20 protein-coding genes and 1 tRNA gene are annotated in these 22,197 nt (G+C 69.5%); 9 read left to right on the forward strand and 12 right to left on the reverse strand.

Annotated elements, in window-relative coordinates; genetic code table 11:
• Window positions 1-5 precede the first annotated feature (5 nt).
• From SBI80_RS16745 to SBI80_RS16755, 3 genes are all read left to right on the forward strand, one after another.
• Window positions 6-869 carry a carbohydrate ABC transporter permease gene (locus SBI80_RS16745; protein ID WP_318976233.1) on the forward strand — a complete coding sequence of 288 codons (864 nt, stop codon included), beginning with the start codon at window positions 6-8 and terminating at the stop codon, window positions 867-869.
• Window positions 856-1,671: a carbohydrate ABC transporter permease gene (locus SBI80_RS16750; RefSeq protein WP_318975933.1), complete on the forward strand. Its 816-nt coding sequence runs from the start codon at window positions 856-858 to the stop codon at window positions 1,669-1,671. The genes SBI80_RS16745 and SBI80_RS16750 overlap by 14 nt, the downstream gene beginning before the upstream one ends.
• Before the next feature lie 79 nt (window positions 1,672-1,750).
• The gene (locus tag SBI80_RS16755; RefSeq protein ID WP_318975934.1) at window positions 1,751-3,085 is read left to right on the forward strand and encodes an ABC transporter substrate-binding protein; all 1,335 of its coding nucleotides are present in this window, start codon (window positions 1,751-1,753) and stop codon (window positions 3,083-3,085) included.
• On the opposite strand, the gene SBI80_RS16760 is transcribed toward SBI80_RS16755, so the two are convergent.
• Together SBI80_RS16760 and SBI80_RS16765 are read right to left on the reverse strand one after the other, a co-directional pair.
• Window positions 3,082-3,915 (reverse strand): CbiQ family ECF transporter T component, encoded by an 834-nt coding sequence (locus SBI80_RS16760; RefSeq protein WP_318975935.1) that lies wholly within the window; start codon window positions 3,913-3,915, stop codon window positions 3,082-3,084. The two genes, SBI80_RS16755 and SBI80_RS16760, sit on opposite strands and share 4 nt — an antisense overlap.
• On the reverse strand, window positions 3,912-5,954 hold the full coding sequence (locus SBI80_RS16765; protein ID WP_318975936.1) for an ABC transporter ATP-binding protein: 2,043 nt from the start codon (window positions 5,952-5,954) through the stop codon (window positions 3,912-3,914). Before SBI80_RS16765 ends, SBI80_RS16760 begins: the two co-directional genes overlap by 4 nt.
• 108 nt (window positions 5,955-6,062) lie before the next feature.
• Between SBI80_RS16765 and SBI80_RS16770 the strand changes: the two genes are divergently transcribed.
• Both SBI80_RS16770 and SBI80_RS16775 read left to right on the forward strand, forming a co-directional pair.
• Window positions 6,063-6,533, forward strand: coding sequence for a MarR family winged helix-turn-helix transcriptional regulator (locus tag SBI80_RS16770; protein ID WP_318975937.1), 471 nt, complete (start codon window positions 6,063-6,065; stop codon window positions 6,531-6,533).
• A gap of 7 nt (window positions 6,534-6,540) precedes the next feature.
• On the forward strand, window positions 6,541-7,776 hold the full coding sequence (locus SBI80_RS16775) for an MFS transporter (RefSeq protein WP_318975938.1): 1,236 nt from the start codon (window positions 6,541-6,543) through the stop codon (window positions 7,774-7,776).
• Here the strand turns inward: SBI80_RS16775 and SBI80_RS16780 are convergent.
• On the reverse strand, window positions 7,773-8,504 hold the full coding sequence (locus SBI80_RS16780) for a VIT1/CCC1 transporter family protein (RefSeq protein WP_318975939.1): 732 nt from the start codon (window positions 8,502-8,504) through the stop codon (window positions 7,773-7,775). The two genes, SBI80_RS16775 and SBI80_RS16780, sit on opposite strands and share 4 nt — an antisense overlap.
• Window positions 8,505-8,606: 102 nt before the next feature.
• On the opposite strand from SBI80_RS16780, the gene SBI80_RS16785 reads away from it, so the two are divergent.
• The gene (locus SBI80_RS16785; RefSeq protein WP_318975940.1) at window positions 8,607-10,577 is read left to right on the forward strand and encodes an acyl-CoA dehydrogenase family protein; all 1,971 of its coding nucleotides are present in this window, start codon (window positions 8,607-8,609) and stop codon (window positions 10,575-10,577) included.
• A 15-nt stretch (window positions 10,578-10,592) separates the two neighbouring features.
• On the opposite strand, the gene SBI80_RS16790 is transcribed toward SBI80_RS16785, so the two are convergent.
• Window positions 10,593-10,668: transfer RNA gene (locus SBI80_RS16790), tRNA-Asn, on the reverse strand.
• Window positions 10,669-10,833: 165 nt separating this feature from the next.
• On the opposite strand from SBI80_RS16790, the gene SBI80_RS16795 reads away from it, so the two are divergent.
• On the forward strand, window positions 10,834-11,082 hold the full coding sequence (locus SBI80_RS16795; RefSeq protein ID WP_318975941.1) for a hypothetical protein: 249 nt from the start codon (window positions 10,834-10,836) through the stop codon (window positions 11,080-11,082).
• On the opposite strand, the gene SBI80_RS16800 is transcribed toward SBI80_RS16795, so the two are convergent.
• The 3 genes from SBI80_RS16800 to SBI80_RS16810 are packed head-to-tail and all read right to left on the reverse strand — an operon-like array spanning window position 11,079 to window position 14,624.
• Entirely contained in the window at window positions 11,079-11,363 is a 285-nt protein-coding gene (locus tag SBI80_RS16800) for a DUF7155 family protein (RefSeq protein WP_318975942.1), read from the reverse strand. The genes SBI80_RS16795 and SBI80_RS16800 overlap by 4 nt on opposite strands.
• A 53-nt stretch (window positions 11,364-11,416) precedes the next feature.
• Complete coding sequence (gene dnaG, locus SBI80_RS16805) at window positions 11,417-13,321, reverse strand: DNA primase (protein WP_318976234.1); 1,905 nt, start codon at window positions 13,319-13,321, stop codon at window positions 11,417-11,419.
• A gap of 34 nt (window positions 13,322-13,355) precedes the next feature.
• Window positions 13,356-14,624 carry a deoxyguanosinetriphosphate triphosphohydrolase gene (locus tag SBI80_RS16810; RefSeq protein WP_318975943.1) on the reverse strand — a complete coding sequence of 423 codons (1,269 nt, stop codon included), beginning with the start codon at window positions 14,622-14,624 and terminating at the stop codon, window positions 13,356-13,358.
• 72 nt (window positions 14,625-14,696) lie between these two features.
• On the opposite strand from SBI80_RS16810, the gene SBI80_RS16815 reads away from it, so the two are divergent.
• A complete protein-coding gene (locus tag SBI80_RS16815; RefSeq protein ID WP_318975944.1) occupies window positions 14,697-16,712 on the forward strand; it encodes a TPM domain-containing protein in 2,016 nt (671 codons plus the stop codon).
• 17 nt (window positions 16,713-16,729) lie between these two features.
• On the opposite strand, the gene SBI80_RS16820 is transcribed toward SBI80_RS16815, so the two are convergent.
• From SBI80_RS16820 to recO, 5 genes are read right to left on the reverse strand one after another with little or no spacing between them, the layout of a single operon-like run.
• Window positions 16,730-18,115, reverse strand: coding sequence for a glycine--tRNA ligase (locus SBI80_RS16820; protein ID WP_318975945.1), 1,386 nt, complete (start codon window positions 18,113-18,115; stop codon window positions 16,730-16,732).
• A 23-nt stretch (window positions 18,116-18,138) separates the two neighbouring features.
• On the reverse strand, window positions 18,139-18,546 hold the full coding sequence (locus SBI80_RS16825; RefSeq protein WP_318975946.1) for an NUDIX hydrolase: 408 nt from the start codon (window positions 18,544-18,546) through the stop codon (window positions 18,139-18,141).
• Between the two features lie 5 nt (window positions 18,547-18,551).
• Entirely contained in the window at window positions 18,552-19,004 is a 453-nt protein-coding gene (locus SBI80_RS16830) for a hypothetical protein (RefSeq protein WP_318975947.1), read from the reverse strand.
• Window positions 19,001-19,894 (reverse strand): decaprenyl diphosphate synthase, encoded by an 894-nt coding sequence (locus tag SBI80_RS16835; RefSeq protein ID WP_318975948.1) that lies wholly within the window; start codon window positions 19,892-19,894, stop codon window positions 19,001-19,003. The genes SBI80_RS16830 and SBI80_RS16835 overlap by 4 nt, the downstream gene beginning before the upstream one ends.
• The gene (gene recO, locus SBI80_RS16840; RefSeq protein WP_318975949.1) at window positions 19,833-20,684 is read right to left on the reverse strand and encodes a DNA repair protein RecO; all 852 of its coding nucleotides are present in this window, start codon (window positions 20,682-20,684) and stop codon (window positions 19,833-19,835) included. Before recO ends, SBI80_RS16835 begins: the two co-directional genes overlap by 62 nt.
• 64 nt (window positions 20,685-20,748) lie before the next feature.
• Between recO and SBI80_RS16845 the strand changes: the two genes are divergently transcribed.
• Window positions 20,749-22,197: an amidase gene (locus tag SBI80_RS16845; RefSeq protein ID WP_318975950.1), complete on the forward strand. Its 1,449-nt coding sequence runs from the start codon at window positions 20,749-20,751 to the stop codon at window positions 22,195-22,197.

Raw genomic sequence — 22,197 nt, forward strand, 5'->3', positions numbered from 1 at the left:
CTCGGATTGCCTCACCCGACACCCGGGTCGGTTACGCGCTGCTCGCACCCAGCCTGTTCGGCGTGGTGACCTTCCTGCTGTTGCCCATGCTGGTCGTGGCGTGGCTGACCCTGCACCGCTGGGATCTGCTCGGCCCGATCGAGTATGTGGGGCTGCGCAATTGGCGGTCGGTGTTGACCGACGCCTCGTTCGGCACCTCACTCGTGGCGACGGCGCTGTTCATCCTGCTGGTCGTGCCGGTGCAGACGGTGCTCGGGCTGTTCGCGGCGAGCCTGCTGGGCGTCGATCTGCCGGGCAGCGGCTTGCTCCGCACGCTGTACGTGCTGCCGTGGATCTGCTCCCCGTTGGCCATCGGCGTGCTGTGGAAGTGGATCCTCGCGCCCACCGACGGCGCGTTCAGCACCGTGCTGGGCCACCCCGTCGAGTGGCTCACCGACCCGTCGCTTGCCTTGCCCATCGTCTCGGCCGTCACGGTGTGGACCAACGTCGGCTACGTGACGCTGTTCTTCCTGGCCGGCATCCTGGCCATCCCCCGCGACGTGCAGAACGCCGCGCGCACCGACGGGGCCAACTCCTGGCAGCGGTTCCGCTACATCACCCTGCCCATGCTGCGGCCGACGATGTTCTTCGTCCTGGTCACTGGAATCGTCAGTGCGGCACAGGTCTTCGATACCGTCTATGCGCTCACCGGCGGTGGCCCGGAGGGCCGCACCGACCTCGTCGCGCACCGCATCTACGCCGAAGCCTTCGGAGCGGCGGCCGTCGGTCGCGCGGCGGTGATGGCGCTCGTGCTCTTCGCGCTGTTGCTGGGCGCGACGCTGCTGCAGCACGTCTACTTTCGCCGCAGGATCAGCCATGACCTGGTCTAGGAACGCGGTGATCTATCTGGCCCTGGCCATCCTGGCGGTGCTCACCCTGCTGCCGTTCGGGCTTGGCCTGCTGACGTCGTTCACCTCGGCGCGCCAGTTCAACACCGACTCGCCGCTCTCGCTGCCCTCGCCCCCGACCTTGGCGAACTACCTCGACCTGGCCGACGTCGGCTTCGGGCGCGCGATCGTGGTGACCGCGCTCATGACCGCCGTCATCCTGATCGCCCAGCTGAGCTTCTCGGTCATGGCCGCATACGCCTTCGCGCGGATGGACTTCCCCGGCCGTGACGCGCTGTTCTGGGTGTACGTCGCCACGCTCATGGTGCCCGCGACCGTCACCGTGGTGCCGCTGTATCTGATGATGGCCGAGGCCGGTCTGCGAAACACGTTCTGGGCCTTGGTGTTGCCCTTCGTGTTCGGCTCGCCGTATGCGATCTTCCTGCTGCGGGAGTACTTCCGCACCATCCCCGCCGACCTGATAAGGGCCGCGCGCGTCGACGGCGCCTCGACCCTCGACGTCATCGTGCACGTGGTGCTGCCGACCAGCCGTCCGATCCTGGTGACGCTGGCGCTGATCACGGTGGTGACGCAGTGGAACGACTTCATGTGGCCGTTGGTGATCACAAGCGGCGGCACGTGGCAGGTGCTGACGGTGGCCACCGCGGGTCTGCAGTCGCGCTACGACGCGCAGTGGACGCTGGTGATGGCGGCGACGACGGTGGCGATCGTGCCCCTGATCGCGGTGTTCGTCGCCTTCGGGCGCCACGTCGTCCGGTCGATCGTCGTCACGGGGATCAAGTGATGGCGCCGAGTCTGCGTCCACTGCGCGAACGTGCGAGTAGCCCTCGCACTGGGCGCAGAGTCGACGGCAGGGTCGACCCATGAGGCTCAAGTTCTCCACGCTGTTCGTGGCTGCCACGGCCATGGTGCTGGTGCTCTTGCTTGGCTCGGCGGTGTGGCTCGGCGGAGCCGGCGAACGCAGCGGCCGGACGGTCATCACGGTCCGGCTGTGGGACGAGCAGGCGGCAGCGGCCTACCGGCGGTCGTTCACCGAGTTCAGTCGCCAGCACCCCGACATCGAGGTCCGCGTCGACGTGGTCGCCTACCGGTCCTACTTCGACACCCTGCGCACCGACGTGGCGGGCGGCGGCGCGGACGACGTGTTCTGGCTGTCCAACGCCTACCTCGCCGGCTACGCCGACAACGGCCGGCTGCTCGACGTCGGCACCACGCTGGGCCCGGATGCTTCCGCGGCCTGGGAGGCGCAGGTGGTACGGCAGTTCACCCGCAACGGCGTGCTGTGGGGCGTGCCGCAGCTCACCGACGCCGGCATCGCGGTGTACTACGACGCGGACCTGCTGGACCGCGCCGGCGTCACGCCCGCGCAGCTGCAGGACCTGCACTGGTCACCCGACGGCGTCGGGGACACGCTGCGCCCCCTGCTCGCCCGCCTGACGGTCGACGCCGACGGAAACCCGGCCGGTACACCGCGATTCGACCCGTCCCGGATCGTGCAATGGGGATACAACGCCGGCAACGACCTGCAGGGCATCTACCTGAACTACGTGGGGTCCGCGGGTGGCGTCTTCCAGGACGGCGACCGGTTCGCCTTCGACAATCCCGCCGCGATCCAGGCGTTCGAGTACCTGGTCGCATTGATCGACGGCGACCACGTCGCGCCACCCGCCGCGGCCACCAACGACAACGGCGACTTCTCCCGCAACCAGTTCCTGCAGGGGCGGATGGCCCTGTTCCAGTCGGGCACCTACAACCTCTCGGCGATCGCCGACCAGGCACCGTTCCGGTGGGGAGTCGCCATGCTGCCGGCAGGGCCGGCCGGACGGGTCAGCGTCACCAATGGCATTGCCGCCGCGGGCAATGCGGCCTCCCCGCATCCGGAGGCAGTGCGTCAGGTGCTCGCCTGGATGGGCAGCGCCCGTGGCAACGAGTTCCTCGGGGCCGACGGCGCGGCGATCCCCGCGGTGACGGCCGCCCAGGGCGCGTACTTCCGCCACTGGGCCGACCGGGGCGTCGACGTGACGCCGTTCTTCCGGGTGCTCGACGGGCCACGAATCCCGGCGCCGGGTGGCGCCGGCTTCGCCGCGGGATATCAGGCGTTCAAGCCGTACTTCGACGAGATGTTCCTCGGTCGCCGCGACGTCCCGAGCAGTCTGGCGCTGGCGCAGTCGGCCGCCAATGCCGCCGCCGACCGCTAGGTACTGGTCGCCAGCGGGGTGCCGAGTTCGACGTACACCGCGAGCGCACACACCGCGAGGACGACGGCGACCGCCACCGCGTCGGCCCACCTCGGCCGGGACGGCAGCGCCGAGATCTGACCGGGACCGCCCCGGGCGGTGATGGCGTCACCCATCTCGTCGGCCCGCCGCAGCGCCACGGTGACGGCGGCCGCGAGCAGGTCGATCAGCTCACGCGACAGCCGCTGCCGACGCTCCCGCGCGGTGCCGGCGGGTTCCCGCGGGCGCAGCTTGCGCGCGGCGACGAGCACCCGGAATTCGTCGATCAGCATCGGAAACGCCCGCAGCGCAAGCGCAAGCGTGATCGCCCAATCGTCGACGGGCAGTCCGAACAGGCGCAGCGGCCTGCCGAGCTTGGACACGGCGGGCGCGATCTCGGCGACGTTGGTGGTCCACGACACCAGGCCACCGAGCCCGAGCAGGACGATCGACAGCAATGTCACCTGCAGGAACTTGAGCAGCCCGCCGAGGCCGAAGTCGACCGATGCAACGGTCAGGTGCGGACTACCGCCAGCGAACGAGGCGGTCAGTGCGCCGATGAAGAGCAGGATCCACAGGAAGCGCGGCACCGACGGCAGCACGCCGAAGGGGATGTGGGCGATCCGCGCGGTCACCAGGACCAACAGACCGACCAGCGCGATGGGGACCCAGCCGGGATAGAGCGTGAGCAAGACGCCGATGCCCGCGACGGCGACCAGCTTGGTGCCGGCCCACAATTCGTGAACGACGCTGCGGCCCGGCACCGGTCGCAGCAAGACGACGGGCCGGGGCTGACGGGCCGGCGCGGTCATCCGACACCTCCTGCGGTCGTGGGAGCGGGCAGCACCGCGCCGTCGCGCAGCCGTAGCGTGCGAGGGCAGAGCTCCTCGAGCCCGGAGAAGTCGTGCGAGATCACGATGACGGTGAGCCCGGCGTCGCGTCGCAGCGCCGCCAGCAACCCGAGCAGACCGCGCTGACTCGCCGCGTCCAGCCCGGCCAGCGGCTCGTCGAGGATCAGCACCCGCGGCTTGCGGGCCAGCAGCCCGGCCAGCACCACCCGGCGCATCTGGCCACCACTGAGCTGATCGATGCGCCGCAGTCCGATCGCGGGGTCCAAGCCCACCATCGCCAGCGCGGCGACGATCTGCGAGTGGTCGTAGTAGTCGAGCCCTGCGGCCGAGGCGATCTCCATGTCGACGCGCCCGCGCATCAGCTGCAGCCGGGCCGCCTGGAACGAGATGGCCACGGCGCCAACCTGTTCGGTGACGGGCCTACCGTCGAGCAGGCACGTTCCCGAGGTCGGCGTCAGCAGTCCGGCCATGATCCACGCCAGCGTCGACTTCCCAGAGCCGTTGAGGCCGTGGATGAGCACGCCGTCGCCCTCGTTGACGACGAGGTCCACGTCGCGCAACGCGGTGGACGCCCACGGCGTCCCGAGCCCGTATTCGTGCCCGACGCCGGTCAGCTCCAGCAGCGGCGAACCGCCCCGCCGCGGTTGGGCGCTGGTCGGCGCCGGTGCGGGTGCGGTGCTGACCATCTCGACGTTGTCGGCGCTGCCACGGTTGCCGGCAAGGTCGACGATCCGGTCGGCAGAGGCGGCCTCGGCGTCGTAGTGCGTGATGTGCACCAGCGACATCCGGTGACGCTTGGTCAGCCCCGACAGCACCGAGATCAGCGCCTCGCGGCCCTGCTGGTCGACCATGCTGGTGACCTCGTCGGCGATCAGCAGCGCGGGCTCGCGCGCGAGTGCGGCCGCCACCGCCAGGCGCTGCAGCTCGCCGCCGGACAGGCCACCGGTGTCGCGCTCGGCGAGCCCGTCAAGGCCGACCTCGGCGAGCAGCCGTTCGACGTCGGTGGCGGTGCCGGGCGGCAACCCGAAGACGACGTCGTCGGCCACCCTGGTGCCCAGGACCTGACTCTCGGGGTGCTGCATCACGACCGCGGTGCCACCGGCCCGGCCGAGACCGACCGCGCCGGGCCGTTCGATGGTGCCGCCGGTGGGCTGCCGTCCGGAGAGCAGCAGCATCAGCGTGGTCTTGCCCGAGCCGTTGGGTCCGGTGACGGCGACGTGCTCGCCTTCCCCGATCGTCAGCGACACCGGTTCGAGCGCGTCGCGGCCGGCGCCCTCGTAGCGGAAGCGGACGTCGTCGAAGCGCACCGGCACGGGGCCGACCGGCTTGGTGGGCTCGGCGTAGTCGAGTTTGTGGACGTCGGGCACACCGGAGAGCCGGACGAGCACCCGAGAGAGCGCCCACCAGCCGATCAGCGTCACCGAGCCGATGCTGAGGACGCTCGAGCCGATGATCAGCACGGGCCAGTAGGTCAGCACCGTGCCGAAGTCCTCGCGCAGCCGCGCGGCCGCCGGCTCGAGCCCGGAGATGCGTTCGAGGACCGCGGCGATGCCGTGCACGTTGGCCGTGATCGAGGCGAAGATCAGCTCGCGAATGCGATGGAACACCACCAGGAACCCGACCCCGACCACCCCGAACAGCGCACCCGCGACCACCGCTGCGGCCGAGACCGTCGGGAGTCCCCGGCCCCGGCGCTTGATGGTTCCGGTGAGGCCGCCGATGTAGGCGCAGTTTACGACCGTCATCAGGCCACCGAACCCGGCGATCAGGAAGGCAATGGTGCCGCCGGCGATCGTGGCCGCGACCAGCACCCGGAACCGGTGCCGGTAGGCAAGCAGACCCATGGGCACGGTGCCGAGCACCGACAGTCCCGCAGCGAAGGGGACGATCACGGCGAGGATGGCGATCGCCGCGCTGAGCGCCGCCATGACCGCGGCGTGGGCGACTTCGTCGGGTTTCATGGAGCCAGCCCGTCGAGCAGTGCCGCCGGTCTGGGTCATTTCACGATTCTGCCAGCTGTGGGCCGCACTCCATGACGGCCCCGTGTGACCATCGCCACGATCGGCCAGCGGGTGGTCTACATAGAGATTCTATGTAAAACTGACAGCATGTCCTCAGCATCGGCGACCGACACGGCACTCGCTGCGAATCTGTTGTCCGTGGTCGCCAGGCTCAACCGGCTGGCCACCCAGCGGGTGAAGTTGGAACTGCCCTTCGCCCAAGCACGCCTGCTGTCCACGATCGAGGATCAGGGCGCCGCCCGGATCTCCGATCTCGCGGCCTTCGATCACTGCTCGCAACCGACCATGACCACCCAGGTCCGAAGGCTGGAGGAGAACGCACTGGTGTCGCGGGTGACCGATCCGGCCGACGCCCGCGCCGTACTGATCAGCATCACCGAACGCGGTAGGCAGGTGCTGGCCCGGGTCCGCGCCGACCGCGGCGCCATCGTCGACCCCTACCTGGAACGCCTGCCGCAGGCCGACCGGGACTGCCTCGCCGAGGCGGTGCGCGTCATGCGCGACATCCTCGCGGACGCCCAGCACGACTACACCCAATCCCCCGACGAACAGGAGTAACCCGCCCATGTGGCGCCAACCCAAGGCCGTCTGGGCCGTCGCGTTCGCCTCCGTCGTCGCCTTCATGGGCATCGGCCTGGTGGACCCGATCCTCAAGCCGATCGCCGACAACCTGAACGCCACCCCGTCGCAGGTGTCGCTGCTATTCACCAGCTACATGGCCGTCATGGGCGTCGCAATGCTCGTCACCGGCGTGGTGTCCAGCCGCATCGGCCCCAAGCGCACCCTGCTGATCGGTCTGGTGATCATCATCGCCGGCGCCGGCCTGGCCGGCATGTCGGATTCGGTGATGGGCATCGTCGGCTGGCGCGCGCTCTGGGGGCTGGGCAACGCCCTGTTCATCGCGACGGCGCTGGCCACGATCGTCAGCTCCGCCCGCGGCTCGGTGGCCCAGGCGATCATTCTCTACGAGGCGGCGCTCGGGCTGGGCATCGCCGTCGGGCCACTCGTCGGCGGCGCGCTCGGTTCGATCTCCTGGCGCGGACCGTTCTTCGGCGTCTCCGCACTGATGGCCATCGCGCTCGTCGTGACGGCGCTCCTGCTGCCCCCGACGCCGCGCGCCGCAAGGGCGACCAGCCTGGCCGACCCACTGCGCGCCCTGCGGCACCGCGGGCTGCTCGGCGTCGGAATCACCGCGCTGCTGTACAACTTCGGCTTCTTCACCCTGCTGGCGTTCACCCCGTTCCCGCTCGACATGAACGCCCACCAGATCGGCCTCATCTTCTTCGGCTGGGGCCTGGCGCTGGCGTTCACCTCGGTGGTGGTGGCGCCGCGCCTGCAGCACCGCTTTGGCACCGTGCGGGTGCTGATCCTGAACCTGCTGGCGTTCTCGCTGCTGCTCGCGGTGATGGCCGTCGGCACCGACGTCAAGGCCGTACTCGCGACGTGCGTGGTGGTGGCGGGACTGTTCATCGGCGTCAACAACACGCTGATCACCGAGACGGTGATGAAGGCCGTGCCGGTGGGCAGGAGCGCAGCGACCGGGGAGTCCACCGGAGTCGAGCGCGGGGTGGCCTCGGCGTCCTACAGCTTCCTGCGGTTCGGCGGCGCTGCCGTCGCACCCTGGCTGGCCGGGGTCCTTGGTGAGACGTTCAACGCCCACCTGCCGTTCTGGGTCGGCGCGGCAGCCGTGTTGGCCGGCGCGGGGGTGCTGATGCTGTCGCGCCCGCACCTGGCCCACGTCGACGACGCGCTCGACGAACTCACCGACGAGGCCACCGCTATCACCGTCGGCAGCGACTAGCTCACCGTCGTGCCGATCAGGGTGCCGACGACGAAGGTCGCCGCGATGGCAATCGCGCCGAAGGTCAACTGCCGCAACGACCCCAGCCACACCGACTTGCGGGTGAAGTAGGCGGCCACCCCGCCCGCGACCAGCAGGCCGATGCCGCCGCACACCAGGCCCAGCCACAGCAGCGAGTAGCCCAGCAGGTACGGGATCAGCGGGATCACCGCGCCGGTCGCGAACATCACGAACGACGAACCGGCGGCCACCCAGGGCGAGGGCGTGTCGCTCGGGTCGATGCCCAGTTCCTGGACGAGGTGAAAGTTGAGCGCCCGCTTCTCGTCGCGGTGGATCTCCGCGGTGGCCTTGGTCGCCGTGTCGACGCTCATGCCCATCTCCACCAGCAAGTCGACCAGTTCGGCCTGCTCCTCGGCCGGGTACTTGCGGAAGCTGCGCCGCTCGACGCGCACCTCGGACGCGATCTGTTCGTTGGCCGTCGTCACGGAGGTGTACTCGCCGAGCGCCATCGAGAAGGCCCCGGCGAGCAACCCCGCCACGCCCGAGAGCACCACGGCGCTGGCACTTCCCGCGGCGGCCACGCCCGCGATCAGGGCCGTGTTGCTGACCAGGCCGTCCATCGCCCCGAACGTGGCGGCGCGCAGCCAGCCGCCCGTCACGTCGGCATGCCGGTGGTCGATCTGATGGGGCAACCCGCTGGATGGCTGCAGGGCGTCCGATTCGGTCATGGCGCTGATTCAACGCCACCCGCGCGACGCCGATTCAATGAGGATGGCCTGGGTTTGCCACATCACAGTTTCTCGAACGCGATCAGGGGATAACGTCACATCATGACGACCACGGCAGACCATCTGCGCAACGCACTCGACGGACGCTGGCGCGACGTGAAGAACGTCGCACGCAAAACCCTTGCTGGAGACGTCTTCCGACCGCATTACACGCCCAACACCGTCATCGCCCGCACCAAGGTCGCCGAGCAGATGCGGATCATGGCCGCCCAGGGTGCCGCCGAGGATGGGTTCGCCAAGGAGCACGGCGGCAACGGTGACGTCGGCGCAGCCGTCACCATGATCGAGATGCTGGCGATGTCGGACCTGTCGCTGATGGTCAAGGCCGGCGTCCAGTGGGGACTGTTCGGCGGGGCCGTCGAGAACCTCGGCACCGAACGTCACCACCAGGCCTACGTACGCCGCATCATCGACCTCGACCTGTTGGGCTGCTTCGCGATGACCGAGACCGGTCACGGCAGCGACGTGCAGTCACTGGAGACCACCGCGAGCTACGACCCGGGCACCGAGGAGTTCGTCATCAACTCCCCCACCCCGACCTCGCGCAAGGACTACATCGGCGGCGCAGCCCAGACTGCAAGGGTGGCAGCCGTTTTCGCGCAGTTGATCACCGGCGGCAAGAGCCACGGCGTGCACTGCTTCATCGTTCCGATCCGTGACGACGAGGGCAACGACCTGCCCGGTGTCACCACGTCGGACTGTCACTACAAGGGTGGCCTGCCTGGCGTCGACAACGGCCGCATCATGTTCGACCACGTCCGCGTTCCACGGGAGAACCTGCTCAACAAGTACGCCGACGTCGCCCCCGACGGCACGTACACCTCGCCGATCGAGAACCCCAACCGCCGGTTCTTCACCATGCTCGGCACGCTCATCCGCGGCCGGGTCACCGTCGGCGGCAGCGCGGGCGCCGCAGCCCGGGTGGCCCTCGACATCGCGACCCGATATGCCTTGGAACGCAAGCAGTTCAGCGCGCCCGACGGCGAGGGTGAGATCGTCATCATGGACTACCTGGTGCACCAGCGTCGCCTGCTGCCGCTGATCGCGAGGTCGTATGCCCTGCAGTTCGCCCAGAACGAGCTGGTCGCGAAGTGTCACGAGCTGCAGACCTCCGACGACCCCGACCCCGAGGAGCAGCGCGAGCTGGAATCGCGGGCAGCGGGTCTGAAGGCCGCCAACACCTGGCATGCCACCCGCGCCATCCAGGAGGCGCGCGAGGCGTGCGGCGGCGCCGGCTATCTGGCCGAGAACCGGCTGATCGCCTTGAAGGCCGACACCGACGTGTTCACCACCTTCGAGGGTGACAACCACGTGCTGACCCAGCTGGTGGCCAAGGAGCTGCTGACCGCCTACGCCGACGACATCAAGGGCATGAGCCCCGTCGAGTGGGTGCGGTTCGCCGCCAACTTCGCCGGCGAGCGCGTGGCCAAGCGCACCGCGGCGCAGACGATCATGCAGACCATCCTCGACTCCCGGCAGGACAACGAGGAAGAGGGCAGCCTGTTCAACCGCGGTACCCAGGTCAAGATGTTCGAGGATCGCGAGGAGTACATGCTCGCCTCGGTGGCGCGGCGGCTGCAGGCCAAGTCCAAGGAGATGAGCGCGTTCGACGCCTTCAACTCCGTGCAGGACCACGTGCTGCACACCGCGCAGGCACACATCGACCGGATCATCCTCGAGGCGTTCGTGGCGGGCATCGACACCTGTGAGGACGAGGAGGCCCGCAAGATCCTCGGCGTGGTGTGCGACCTCTACGCGCTGTCGATCATCGAAGAGGACAAGGCGTGGTTCATCGAACACCGCTTCCTGTCCACGGAGCGCGCCAAGGCGGTCACCCGCGGCATCAACGACCGCTGCCAGGTTCTGCGACCGTACGCGAAGCTCCTGGTCGACGGTTTCGGCATTCCCGAGAAGCTGCGCTACGCCGAGATGTTGCACCCGGAGCACATCGCGGATGCCGCCGAGCACGAGGAACAGGACGCGATCAGCTCGGGCACGATCGAACCGAGATAGATCCGTCCGGTGTGTTGGCTCCCCCGCGTGGACTCGAACCACGAACCTGCCGATTAACAGTCGGCTGCTCTGCCAATTGAGCTACAGGGGAATGCTCGTCGGTCCCGGGCATCCCCTCGGACCGAGCGTTGACTCTAGCGCATGCCTCTCGAAAACCAGCTATCGGGCTGGTCGCCGGCAGGTTGGGTCTGAGGCGTCACGCCGCGCGCGCACGAGGCAGGATGGAGGCAATGCACCGTGATGTGGAGGGAGCCCCGTGATCCGGATCGCCGCCGTTCTCGCCGTCGGCTACGTGTTCGGCGCGAAGGCCGGCAGACGCCGCTATGAGCAGATTGCCGGCACGTACCGGGCGGTCACCGGCAGTCCGGCCACCAAGGCGCTCCTGGACGCTGGGAGACGACGAATCGCCGACCGGGTCTCCCCCGATCCGGCGATGGTGCGACTGACGTCGATCGATGCGCAGACCTCGGTGCTACATCCCGAGGTCCGCGAAGACGGCCGCTAGCCCATTCCCTGCGACCAGGTCTGACCTGGAAGCAGTGGGCTGGTGCTGACGCCGAACTGCCCGTTGGGGCCGTAGCTGCCGTAGTTCGGCGTGCCGATGTTGTAGCCCTGGCCGTTGGAGTAGGACAGGCAAACGCCGTCCTCCTTGTTGCCGTACCAGGCCAGGCAGGCCGCGTTGGTGGAGGCCTGGCCCGAGCCGGTCAGGGCGATGGTCAGTGGCGCGGCGACCGCGGCCACCGCGAGGGCTCCGGCGGTGGCATATCGGCGAGCTCGGCTGGTCATGAGGACCCTTCCGTAGGACTGACGGCGAACTCACCATAGCGCGGTGCGCCCGTTCACGCAGTAACGTCGTCGCCGCTCGCGCGCTCCAGAAGGCTGCGCCGGTAGGTCTCCATGGCAACCAGGTCGCCGAACAGGGCGTTGTACTCCTCGTCGTTGTCGACCGGCGACATCCGCTGCAGCTTGGACTTCATCTCGGCGATCTGCCTGCCGACCCACACCTCCTGCAGCCGGGCCAGCACCCCACCGATGTAGCGGGTCAGGCGCTCGTCGTCCTCGACCTGGAACGCCTCGACCCCCAGTTCATTGACCAGGTTGGCCGCCTCCGGTGACGACGTCTGCTCGCGGACCGCGTCGATCCACTGCCCCCCGGTGCCACCCGCCGACATCCCGCCCGCGGCGACGATCGCCGCACGCACCGCCGCATAACCGGGATGGGTGAAGCTCTCGACGGCCAGACTGTCGAAGACCGGACCGGCGATCGCCGGGTACTGCAGGGCGGCCTTGAGCGCCTCGCGCTGCGGCCACAGGGTCGGGTCGCGGGGATCGGGCCGCGCCACCACGGCGCCCGTCTGGGCCGGGCGCGTGGCCCGCTGCGAGTCCCGGCGCGTCGCACCGCCACCCGCCTTCGCCGTCTCGCGAACCCTCGCGATGACCTGGGCGACGTCGTCCCACCCGACCCAGCCGGCGAGCTGACGGGCGTACTCGTCGCGCAGCGTCGGGTCCTTGATCCTGGCGGCCATCGGCACGCAGCGCCGCAGCGCGGCCACCCGCCCCTCGGCGCTGTCGAGGTCATGATCCCCGAGCGCGGTGCGAATGACGAACTCGAACAACGGCGTTCGACGAGCCACCAGGTCACGCAGCGCACCGTCGCCGGACTTGAGCCGCAGATCGCACGGATCCATGCCGTCGTCGGCGACGGCCACGAAGGACTGCCCCGACAAGTTCTGCTCGCCCTCGAAGGCCTTGACGGCCGCGGCCCGGCCAGCTGCGTCGCCGTCGAAGACGTAGATCAGCTCGCCGCGAAAGAAGTTGTCGTCCATCATGAGTCGCCGCAGCATCGACAGATGCTCCTCGCCGAACGCGGTGCCGCACGACGCCACCGCCGTCGTGACGCCAGCGAGGTGCATGGCCATCACGTCGGTGTAACCCTCCACGACCACGGCCTGGTGACCCTTGGCGATGTCGCGCTTGGCCAGGTCGAGTCCGAACAGCACGTTGGACTTCTTGTACAGCACCGTCTCCGGTGTGTTGAGGTACTTGGCCGTCATCGTGTCGTCGTCGAAGATTCGGCGCGCACCGAAGCCGATCACCTCGTTGCTACTGGCGCGGATCGGCCACAGCAGTCGCCGGTTGAACCGGTCCCGCGGCCCGCGGCGGCCCTCCAGCGACAGCCCCGCCGCCTCCAGCTCCTTGAACTCGAAACCCTTGCGCAGCAGGTGTTTCGTCAACGTATCCCAGCCCGACGGCGCGAACCCGCAGCCGAAGCGGGCAGCCGCCTCGGCGTCGAAGTTGCGTTCCATCAGGTACTGCCGCGCGGGCGCGGCCTCCGCTGACTGCAGCGCCTCGGCGTAGAACTCCTGTGCGGCGGCGTTGGCGGCGATCAGCCTGCTGCGACTGCCACGGTCGCGCTGGACGTTGGTGGCCGAGGCACCGGTGTAGGTGACCGTGTAGCCGATGCGGTCGGCGAGCATCTCGACCGACTCGACGAAGCTCACGTGTTCGATCTTCTGCAGGAAGGCATAGACGTCACCGCCCTCACCGCAGCCGAAGCAGTGAAAGTGCCCGTGATTGGGCCTGACGTGGAACGACGGCGACTTCTCGTCGTGGAACGGGCACAGTCCCTTGAGCGAGTCGGCCCCTGCCCGGCGCAGCTGGACGTAGTCGCCGACGACGTCCTCGATGCGGGTGCTCTCGCGGATGGCGGCGATGTCGCGATCGGGGATGCGCCCACCGCGCATCCCGTCGCTCCTGCCAACCGCTCCCGCCACGGGCTCAGTCTAGGGGCCGTGGCGAGCGCGCCTCGTGCACGCGTTCCAGCCGTCCCTCGGTGTAGGACGCGATCTGATCGATCACCACGCGCAACCGCGCGCCGTCGTCCTCGGCGGCGACGAACTCCGGCGCGAACTGGGGGTCCAGGCTGCTGGGCGCCTGCGCCCACAGCGCCAGGGCGACCTCCTGGATGAGGGTCCGCTGGTCGGCCTGGATCTGCAGATGCTGGTGGTCGGACATGATGAACTGCAGCGCCAGCATCTTCAGCACCGCCACCTCGGCGCGCACCAGCGCGGGCACCGCGAGCTCGGTGTCGAAGCGCGTGAGCGGGCCGTCGCCGGCCTCGGCCCTGGTCGCGGTGATCGCGGCGTTGGCGAATCGTCCGACCAGTTCGCTCGTCAACCGCTTGAGGGCGACCGACGCCGGGATCGACCCGTCGTACTTCCCCACCGCCGCAACCACCGGAAGCTGCGACAGCCGCTGCGCGGCGGCCAGCAGATCGTCGCAGTTCGCCGCAGGGAACGATGCGGCGCCGAGCCGGGCCAGCGAGGCGGCGGCGTCGGGGTCGGCCAGCACGCGCAGGTCGATGCGGCCAGAGACCACTCCGTCCTCGACGTCGTGTACGGAGTAGGCCACGTCGTCGGCCCAGTCCATCACCTGGGCCTCCAGGCACGGCCGGCCGGCCGGCGCGCCGTCCCTGACCCAGTCGGCCCCGGCGACGTCGTCGTCGTAGAACCCGAACTTGGTGCGGTCACCGCGCGGCCACGGGTACTTGGTCACCGCGTCGAGCGAGGCCCTCGTAAGGTTTAGGCCTGCCGACCGCCCTTCCGCGTCAAGGACTTTGGGCTCCAGCCTGGTGAGGATGCGGAAGTTCTGCGCATTGCCCTCGAAGCCGCCGAAGGGCTGGGCGATCTCGTTGAGCGCGCGTTCGCCGTTGTGCCCGTAGGGCGGATGGCCGATGTCGTGGGCCAGCCCGGCCAGGTCCACCAGGTCCGGATCGCAGCCGAGGCCGACGGCCATCCCGCGGCCGATCTGGGCCACCTCCAGCGAATGCGTCAGCCGGGTGCGCGGGGTGTCCCCCTCGCGGGGACCGACGACCTGGGTCTTGTCGGCCAGCCTGCGGAAGGCGGCGCTGTGAAGCACCCGCGCGCGATCCCTGGCGAAATCGGTGCGGTGTTCGCTGTCGGTTCCTGGCAGGGCGGCACCCTTCGCCACCTCGACCACCATGCGTCGTCGGTCGAAGTCGTCGTAACCATCACCTGAATGCGCCACCGACGCATAGTCTGCCAGGGCTGTCCGTCGGACCCGGGTTGCCGTCTCCCCTGGCGCACTACATTGTCGGACATGCACAGGAAACGCCTGCCGGCCCGTCTTCTCGGGATGATCCTCGCGGCCCTGACGGTGGGTGCACTCTCGTCCCCGAGCCTCCCGACGGCCACGGCCGAGCCCCCGTCACGGCTGACGGAGTACGTCACCGACGACGCCGGCGTCCTGGATGCCGCCGGTCTGCAGACGGTGAAGAAGGCAGTCGACGACCTGTACGACGCGCGTCGCGTCCGGCTCTGGGTGGTCTACGTCGACAGCTTCTCTGGTCAGACGGGCGTGCAGTGGGCGCAACGGACCATGCGTCTCAACGACTTCCAGCCCGACCAGGACGCGCTCCTGGCGGTCGCTACGCAGGACCGCGACTACGCGCTGCTGGCCGGAACCGCGATCCTGAGCGACTCCGATCAGGCCGACCTGCGCCGCAACCAGGTCGAACCCGCGCTGCGCAAGGGCGATTGGGCCGGCGCGGCGACGGCCGCCGCCACCGGGCTCCAGAACCATGGCACCGCTGGGGCCGGTGTGTCCTGGGTGGGCACCGTCGCCGTGCTGGCGGTGCTGGCCCTCGCCGTGGCGGGTCTGCTGCTGTGGCGCAGACACCGGCGTGCCCAGCGCAGGAAGGCGGAGTTCGCGGTCGCGCAGCGGGTCGATCCCGCCGACCCGAACGCGCTGTCGTCGCTGTCCGTCGACGCGCTCGAGGACCTCTCGAAGTCGATCGTGGTGCAGGTGGACAACGCGGTGCGCACCAGCGACAGCGAGTTGACCCTGGCGGTGGAGGAATTCGGCGACCGGGACACCGCGCCGTTCACTCAGGCCGTGGCGAACGCGAAGACGGCCTTGACGCAAGCTTTCAACGTCCGGCAGATCCTCGACGACAGCGTGCCCGAGACCCCCGCGCAACGCCGCGACCTGCTGACCCGGGTGATCGTGGCCGCCGCGCGCGCCGACGACGAACTCGAAGCGCAGCGCGAGGCATTCGGCAAGCTGCGCGACCTCGTCATCAACGCCCCCGACCGGCTGGACCTACTCACCCAGCAGATGGTGGACCTGACGGCGCGCATCGAACCGTCGGGCCAGCGGCTGGCGGCCTTGCACTCGCAGTTCGCCGACACCGCGCTGGTGTCGATCGCGGGCAACGTCGACACCGCCAAGCAGCGGCTGGCCTTCGCCGACCAGAACATCTCGCAGGGCCGGGCCCTGGTCGCCAAACCCGCGGGCAGCCAGGCCGGGCTGGTCGACGCGGTGCGCGCGGCGGAGTCCGCGATGGGCCAGGCGCGCACCCTGCTCGACGCGGTCGACAGCGCCGCGACCGACATCAACCGCGCGGTGACGGCGCTGCCGGAGGCGATCGCCGACGTCCAGAACGGCATCGACGCGGCGGGCGTGCAACTGGCCAAGGGCAACGTGCCGCGCGCCGCCGAGCTGACCAGTGCCCGCGACGCCGCGGCGGCGGCGGTCGCCCACGCGCGAAGCGAGGGCGCCGCCGACCCGCTGGGGGCATTCACCCAGCTGACCCAGGCCGATGCCCAGCTGGACCGGTTGCTCGCCGCCGTCAGTGACGAACTCGAGGCACTCGCCCGGCTGAACCGCGCGTTCGACCAGGCACTGTTCGGCGCGCAGTCCCAGGTGCGGGCGGTATCGGACTTCATCGACACCCGGCGCGGCAGCGTCGGCCCCGAGGCGCGCACCCGACTCGCGGAGGCGGTTCGGCAGCTGGAGGCCGCGCAGGCGCTCAAGGCCACCAACCCGTCGGAGGCCATCCAGCACGCCAACGGGGCTGCCATGCTTGCCACCCAGGCGCAGTCGATGGCCAACGCCGACGTCGCCGCAGCCCAGCGGCAGTTCACCGGCCGCGGCGGGCCAGGAGGTTTCGGCGGCGGCAACACCGGCGCGGTGCTCGGCGGCATCCTCATCGGCAACCTGTTGTCCGGCGCGCTGCGCGGTGGCATCGGCGGAAGTGCCGGCGGCGGTGGTTGGAGCCCAGGCTCGTTCGGCGGCTCCGGCGGCGATTGGGGCGGTGGCGGCGGCCGGTTCTGACTCGCTGCCCCTGGCGGTTAGCAGCCCTTGAGGCGGACGGCGAGGTAGTCGGAGACCGCGTCGATCGCCACGCGCTCCTGGGTCATGGCGTCACGCTCGCGGATCGTCACCGCGTGATCGGTGAGCGAGTCGAAGTCCAGCGTCACGCAGAACGGCGTGCCGATCTCGTCCTGCCGGCGGTAGCGGCGACCGATGGCACCGGCGTCGTCGAACTCGACGTTCCACGACCGGCGTAGCTCGGCGGCCAGATCCTTGGCCTTCGGCGAAAGGTCGGCGTTGCGCGACAGCGGCAGCACCGCGGCCTTCACCGGGGCCAGCCGCGGATCCAGCTTGAGCACGGTGCGCTTGTCGATGCCGCCCTTGGCGTTGGGCGCCTCGTCCTCTCGGTAGGCGTCGACCAGGAACGCCATCAGCGACCGTGTCAACCCCGCTGCCGGCTCGATGACGTATGGCACGTAACGGGTTTCGCTGGCCTGGTCGTAGTACGACAGGTCGGTTCCGGACGCCTTGGAGTGGTTGGACAGGTCGTGGTCGGTGCGGTTGGCCACGCCCTCGAGCTCACCCCACGGGTTGCCGGAGAAGCCGAACTTGTACTCGATGTCGACCGTGCGGGTGCTGTAGTGCGACAGCTTCTCCTTGGGGTGCTCGTAGAGCCGCAGGTTCTCCGGGTCGATGCCGAGGTCGACGTACCACTGCAGCCGCGTGTCGATCCAGTACTGGTGCCATTCCGCGGCGGTCGACGGCTCGACGAAGAACTCCATCTCCATCTGCTCGAACTCACGGGTGCGGAAGATGAAGTTGCCGGGGGTGATCTCGTTGCGGAAGCTCTTGCCGATCTGGCCGATGCCGAACGGCGGCTTGCGCCGCGACGTGGTGACCACGTTGGCGAAGTTGACGAAGATGCCCTGGGCGGTCTCGGGCCGCAGGTAGTGCATGCCCTCCTCGCTCTCGATGGGACCGAGGTAGGTCTTGAGCATCATGTTGAAGTCACGCGGCTCGGTCCACTGCCCCTTGGTGCCGCAGTCTGGGCAGACGATCTCGGTCATCGGCACCGTATCCGGGTCCTCGAGACCCTTCTTCGCCGCGTACGCCTCCTGCAGGTGATCCTGGCGGTGGCGCTTGTGACAGTTCAGGCACTCGACGAGCGGGTCGTTGAACACCGCGACGTGCCCGGAGGCGATCCAGACCTCGCGCGGCAGGATGATCGCGCTGTCGAGGCCCACCACGTCATCGCGGCCGGTGACCACGGACCGCCACCACTGACGCTTGATGTTCTCCTTGAGCTCGACGCCCAGCGGGCCGTAATCCCACGCCGACTTCGTCCCGCCGTAGATCTCGCCGGACTGATAGACGAGGCCACGTCGTTTGGCCAGGTTCGCAACGGTATCGATGATGGAGACCACGGGGTGACAGCGTAGCGCCAGGGTCAGCCGACGCCGTCGCGCGCCAGCGCGAGGACCGTCTGCGCGGTCAGCGGAGCCAGCTCCACGGGGCCCGGCGCATGGGGATCGACCCAGGCCAGCTCCTCGATCTCGGCGGCCGGCCGCGGCTGGCCGTCGAGGACGATCTCGAACAGATCGGCATCCACGACGTGACCCGGTTCGTTGGCCGCCACCGCGACGTGCCGGCCGAGCGACCGCGACCCAGCGCTACTGACGCCGACCCCGAGTTCCTCGCGGATCTCCCGGACCAGGGCCTGCAGCGGCTGCTCCCCCGGCTCGATCTTGCCACCGGGCTGCATGAACGCCGACGTGCCCCGCTTGCGCACCACCAGCACGTGCCGGCGGTCGTCGAACACGACACCGGCGACTATGCGAATCACCCTGTCGGACACGGGCATCACGCCAGCAAGCTGCGGCGCACGTCGGCGCCGGTGGTGAGCACCAACATGATCAGCGTGCGCAGCGCCTCCTCGGTCAGGCCCGCGGCGGGAAAGTTGTAGCGCAGCATCACGTCGGCCAGCTTCTTGGACGCCGGCCTGCGCGTCGCCTTGGCCGACGCACCGTTGGCCGGCGCCGTCGGCGCCTCGACGGCCTTCTCGACCAGCGCCACGGTGCCCAGCATCGTCCGTCCCGCCAAGACGGCGACCCGCTCGCGAATCTTGTTGGTCAGCGCCAGGTCCCACGCCAACGGCTGAGTCAGGGACACCATCTCGAGACCCTCGGCGATGGTCACCACCCGCAGCGACGCCACCAGGCCGTCCACGGTGACCGTCAGCGCGTCGTCGGCCTCCTCGACCGACGTCGACACCTCGGCCAAGGCGGTGCTCAGCCGCTCGAGCAGCGTGCTCATTCGGCTCGGCCGAACCTTCGGTTGCGGCTGACGTACTCCTCGCAGGCCGCCCAGAGGTCACGCCGGTCGTAGTCCGGCCACAGCTTGTCCTGGAAGACGTATTCCGCGTAGGCGGCCTGCCAGAGCAGGAAGTTGCTCGCCCGCTGTTCTCCCGAGGTCCGGATGAACAGGTCGACGTCGGGGATGTCGTCGCGGTGCAGGTGCTTGGCGAAGGTGGCCTCGGTGATCTTCTTGGGGTTGACCTTGCCCTCGATCGCCAGCTGCGCCAGCTCCTGCGCGGCCTCGACGATCTCGGTGCGGCCGCCGTAGTTGACGCAGTAGTTGATGGTGATGACGTCGTTGCCCACCGTCATCTTTTCGGCGATGTCGAACTCCTTGATGACCGAGCTCCACATCCGCGGCCGCGAGCCGACCCACCGCATCCGCACGCCCATGGCGTTGAGGTTCTCGCGGCGCCGGCGCACCACTTCGCGGTTGAACCCCATCAGGAAGCGCACCTCCTCGGCGCTGCGCTTCCAGTTCTCGGTGGAGAACGCATACACCGTCAGGTGCTTGATGCCGAGTTCGATCGCGCCGCAGGTGATGTCGATGAGCACCGCCTCGCCCATCTTGTGCCCCTCGGTCCGGCCGAGGCCGCGCTGAGTGGCCCAGCGACCATTGCCGTCCATCACCACGGCGACGTGGTTGGGTACCTGTCCCGTCGGGATCTGCGGCGCGGCGGCCTTCGACGTGTGCTGCGGCGGACGGGAGAAGCGTCCGTTGGTCCCGGGCGGCAGTTCCGGGAAGGGCACCGGCCAGGTCGACTTGTCCGGGAAGCTCGGATAGTCCTCAGGCGCCGGGGGCAACTGCGGGAAGGTCGCCCTCTTGCTCCTGCCCCTTGTCGTAGCCATGGCCCACATCCTGCCCGAACAGGGCAACTCGTCGGTCAGCGACCGTGCGATCGATTCGATAGGCGCGCTCGACCAGCGGCAACGTGCGCAGCTGGCGTTCCAGATGCCACTGCAGATGCGCCGCCACCAAGCCGCTGGCCTGACTGCGGTGCGACGAGGAGGACGCCTCGGCGGCGGCCCAGTCACCGTCGTGCAGCGCGGACATCAGGTCCACCACGGCCTGGGGCGGCGTCGCCGAACCGGACGGCCGGCAGTGCATGCACACGCTGCCACCGGCGGCCACGTGGAACGCCCGGTGCGGTCCCGGTGCCGCGCAGCGGGCGCATTCGGTCAGCGCGGGCGCCCAGCCCGCGATCCCCATGGCCCGCAACAGGTACGCATCCAACACCAGCTCGCGTGGCCGGACGGCGTCGGCGACGGCCCGCAGCGCCGCGACGGTGAGCCGGTGCAGGGCCGGTGACGGGGCATGCTCCTCACCGGCCAGCCGTTCTGCCGTCTCCAATATCGCGCACCCGCAGGTGTAGCGGCCGTATTCGCTGACGATGTCGCTGGCGAACGAATCGATGGCTTGCACCTGGGTGACGACGTCGAGATTGCGGCCCGGATACAGCTGGACGTCGATGTGGGCGAACGGCTCGAGCCGGGCCCCAAACTTGCTCCTGGTCCGGCGCACACCCTTGGCCACGGCCCGAACCAGCCCGTGTTCCAGGGTCAGCAGGGTCACGATGCGATCGGCCTCACCGAGCTTGTGCTGACGCAGCACGACAGCTCGATCCCGGTACAACCGCATCGGCACAGTGTTCCACTTCCCACCGACGACGCCCCGAAGGCCGGGCCGGATATTCTCGATTCAAATGGCAGAGACGACGTTCAACGGGCCGAGCAAGCGGGCCTCCGGCACCTCGATACCCACCCTGACCCAGCTGCAGTACCGTCTGGCCAGCGGCAGGGTGACCGCCACCGAACTGACCACGCAGTCGCTGCGCGCGATCGACGCCAGCCAGTCCACCCTCAACGCCTTCCGCGTCGTGCTGCATGCCCAGGCCATGGCCGACGCCGCCGAAGCAGATCGCAAACGTGCTGCCGGACAACATCTTCCCTTGCTGGGCATTCCGATCGCAGTGAAGGACGACGTCGACGTCGCCGGCGCGCCGACCAGGTTCGGCACCTCGGCCGTCGTCGCACCGGCCGCCACCGACGCCGAGGTGGTGCGCCGGCTGCGCGCGGCGGGCGCCGTGATCGTCGGCAAGACCAACACGTGCGAACTGGGTCAGTGGCCGTTCACCAGCGGACCTGCCTTCGGGTACACCCGAAACCCCTGGTCGGCCGATCACACCCCGGGCGGTTCGTCGGGCGGCAGCGCCGCCGCGGTCGCCGCGGGGCTGGTGGCCGCGGCGATCGGGTCCGACGGCGCCGGCAGCGTCCGCATCCCCGCGGCGTGGACGCATCTGATCGGCATCAAACCCCAGCGCGGGCGCATCTCGACGTGGCCGCTGCCCGAGGCGTTCAACGGGATCACCGTCAACGGCGTACTGGCCCGGACCGTCACCGATGCCGCCGTGGTGCTCGACGCCGCCTCGGGCAACGCCGCCGGCGACCTTCACCGACCACCGCCCGTGCAGGCCGCGCAGTACGTCGGACAGGCACCGGGGCCGTTGACCGTGGCAATGTCCACGAAGTTTCCCTTCACCGGGTTCGGGGCCAAGCTGCACCCCGAGATCCTGGCCGCGATGCAGCGGATGGCCGGCCAGCTCGAGGCGCTCGGCCACACGGTCCGCACCGCCGACCCCGACTACGGCCTTCGGCTGTCCTGGAACTTCCTGTCCCGCTCGACCTCGGGACTGCTCGACTGGGCCGACCGGCTCGGGCCGGCGGTGACGTTCGACCAGCGCACGACGAGCAACATGCGGATCGGGCGACTGCTGTCGGAGAACGTCCTGCGCGACGCCCGCGCCAGGGAGGCCGAGTCACAGCGGCGGATCGGATGGATCTTCAACCTCGCCGACGTGGTCCTGGCTCCGACGACGGCGCTACCACCGCCCCGGATCGACGCGTTCGACGGCCGCGGCGGATTGGCCACCGACCGGGCGATGATTCGCGCCTGTCCGGCGACCTGGCCGTGGAACGTCCTCGGCTGGCCCTCGATCAACGTGCCAGCGGGTTTCACGTCCGACGGGCTGCCGATCGGCGTGCAGCTGATGGGTCCCGCCAACAGCGAGCCGCTGTTGATCTCGCTGGCCGCCGCGCTCGAGGCGATCGGGGCCTGGACCCACGACCAGCCGACGCCCTGGTGGCAGTCTTAG

The sequence above is a fragment of the Mycolicibacterium sichuanense genome, assembly GCF_033741125.1.
Lineage (GTDB): Bacteria > Actinomycetota > Actinomycetes > Mycobacteriales > Mycobacteriaceae > Mycobacterium.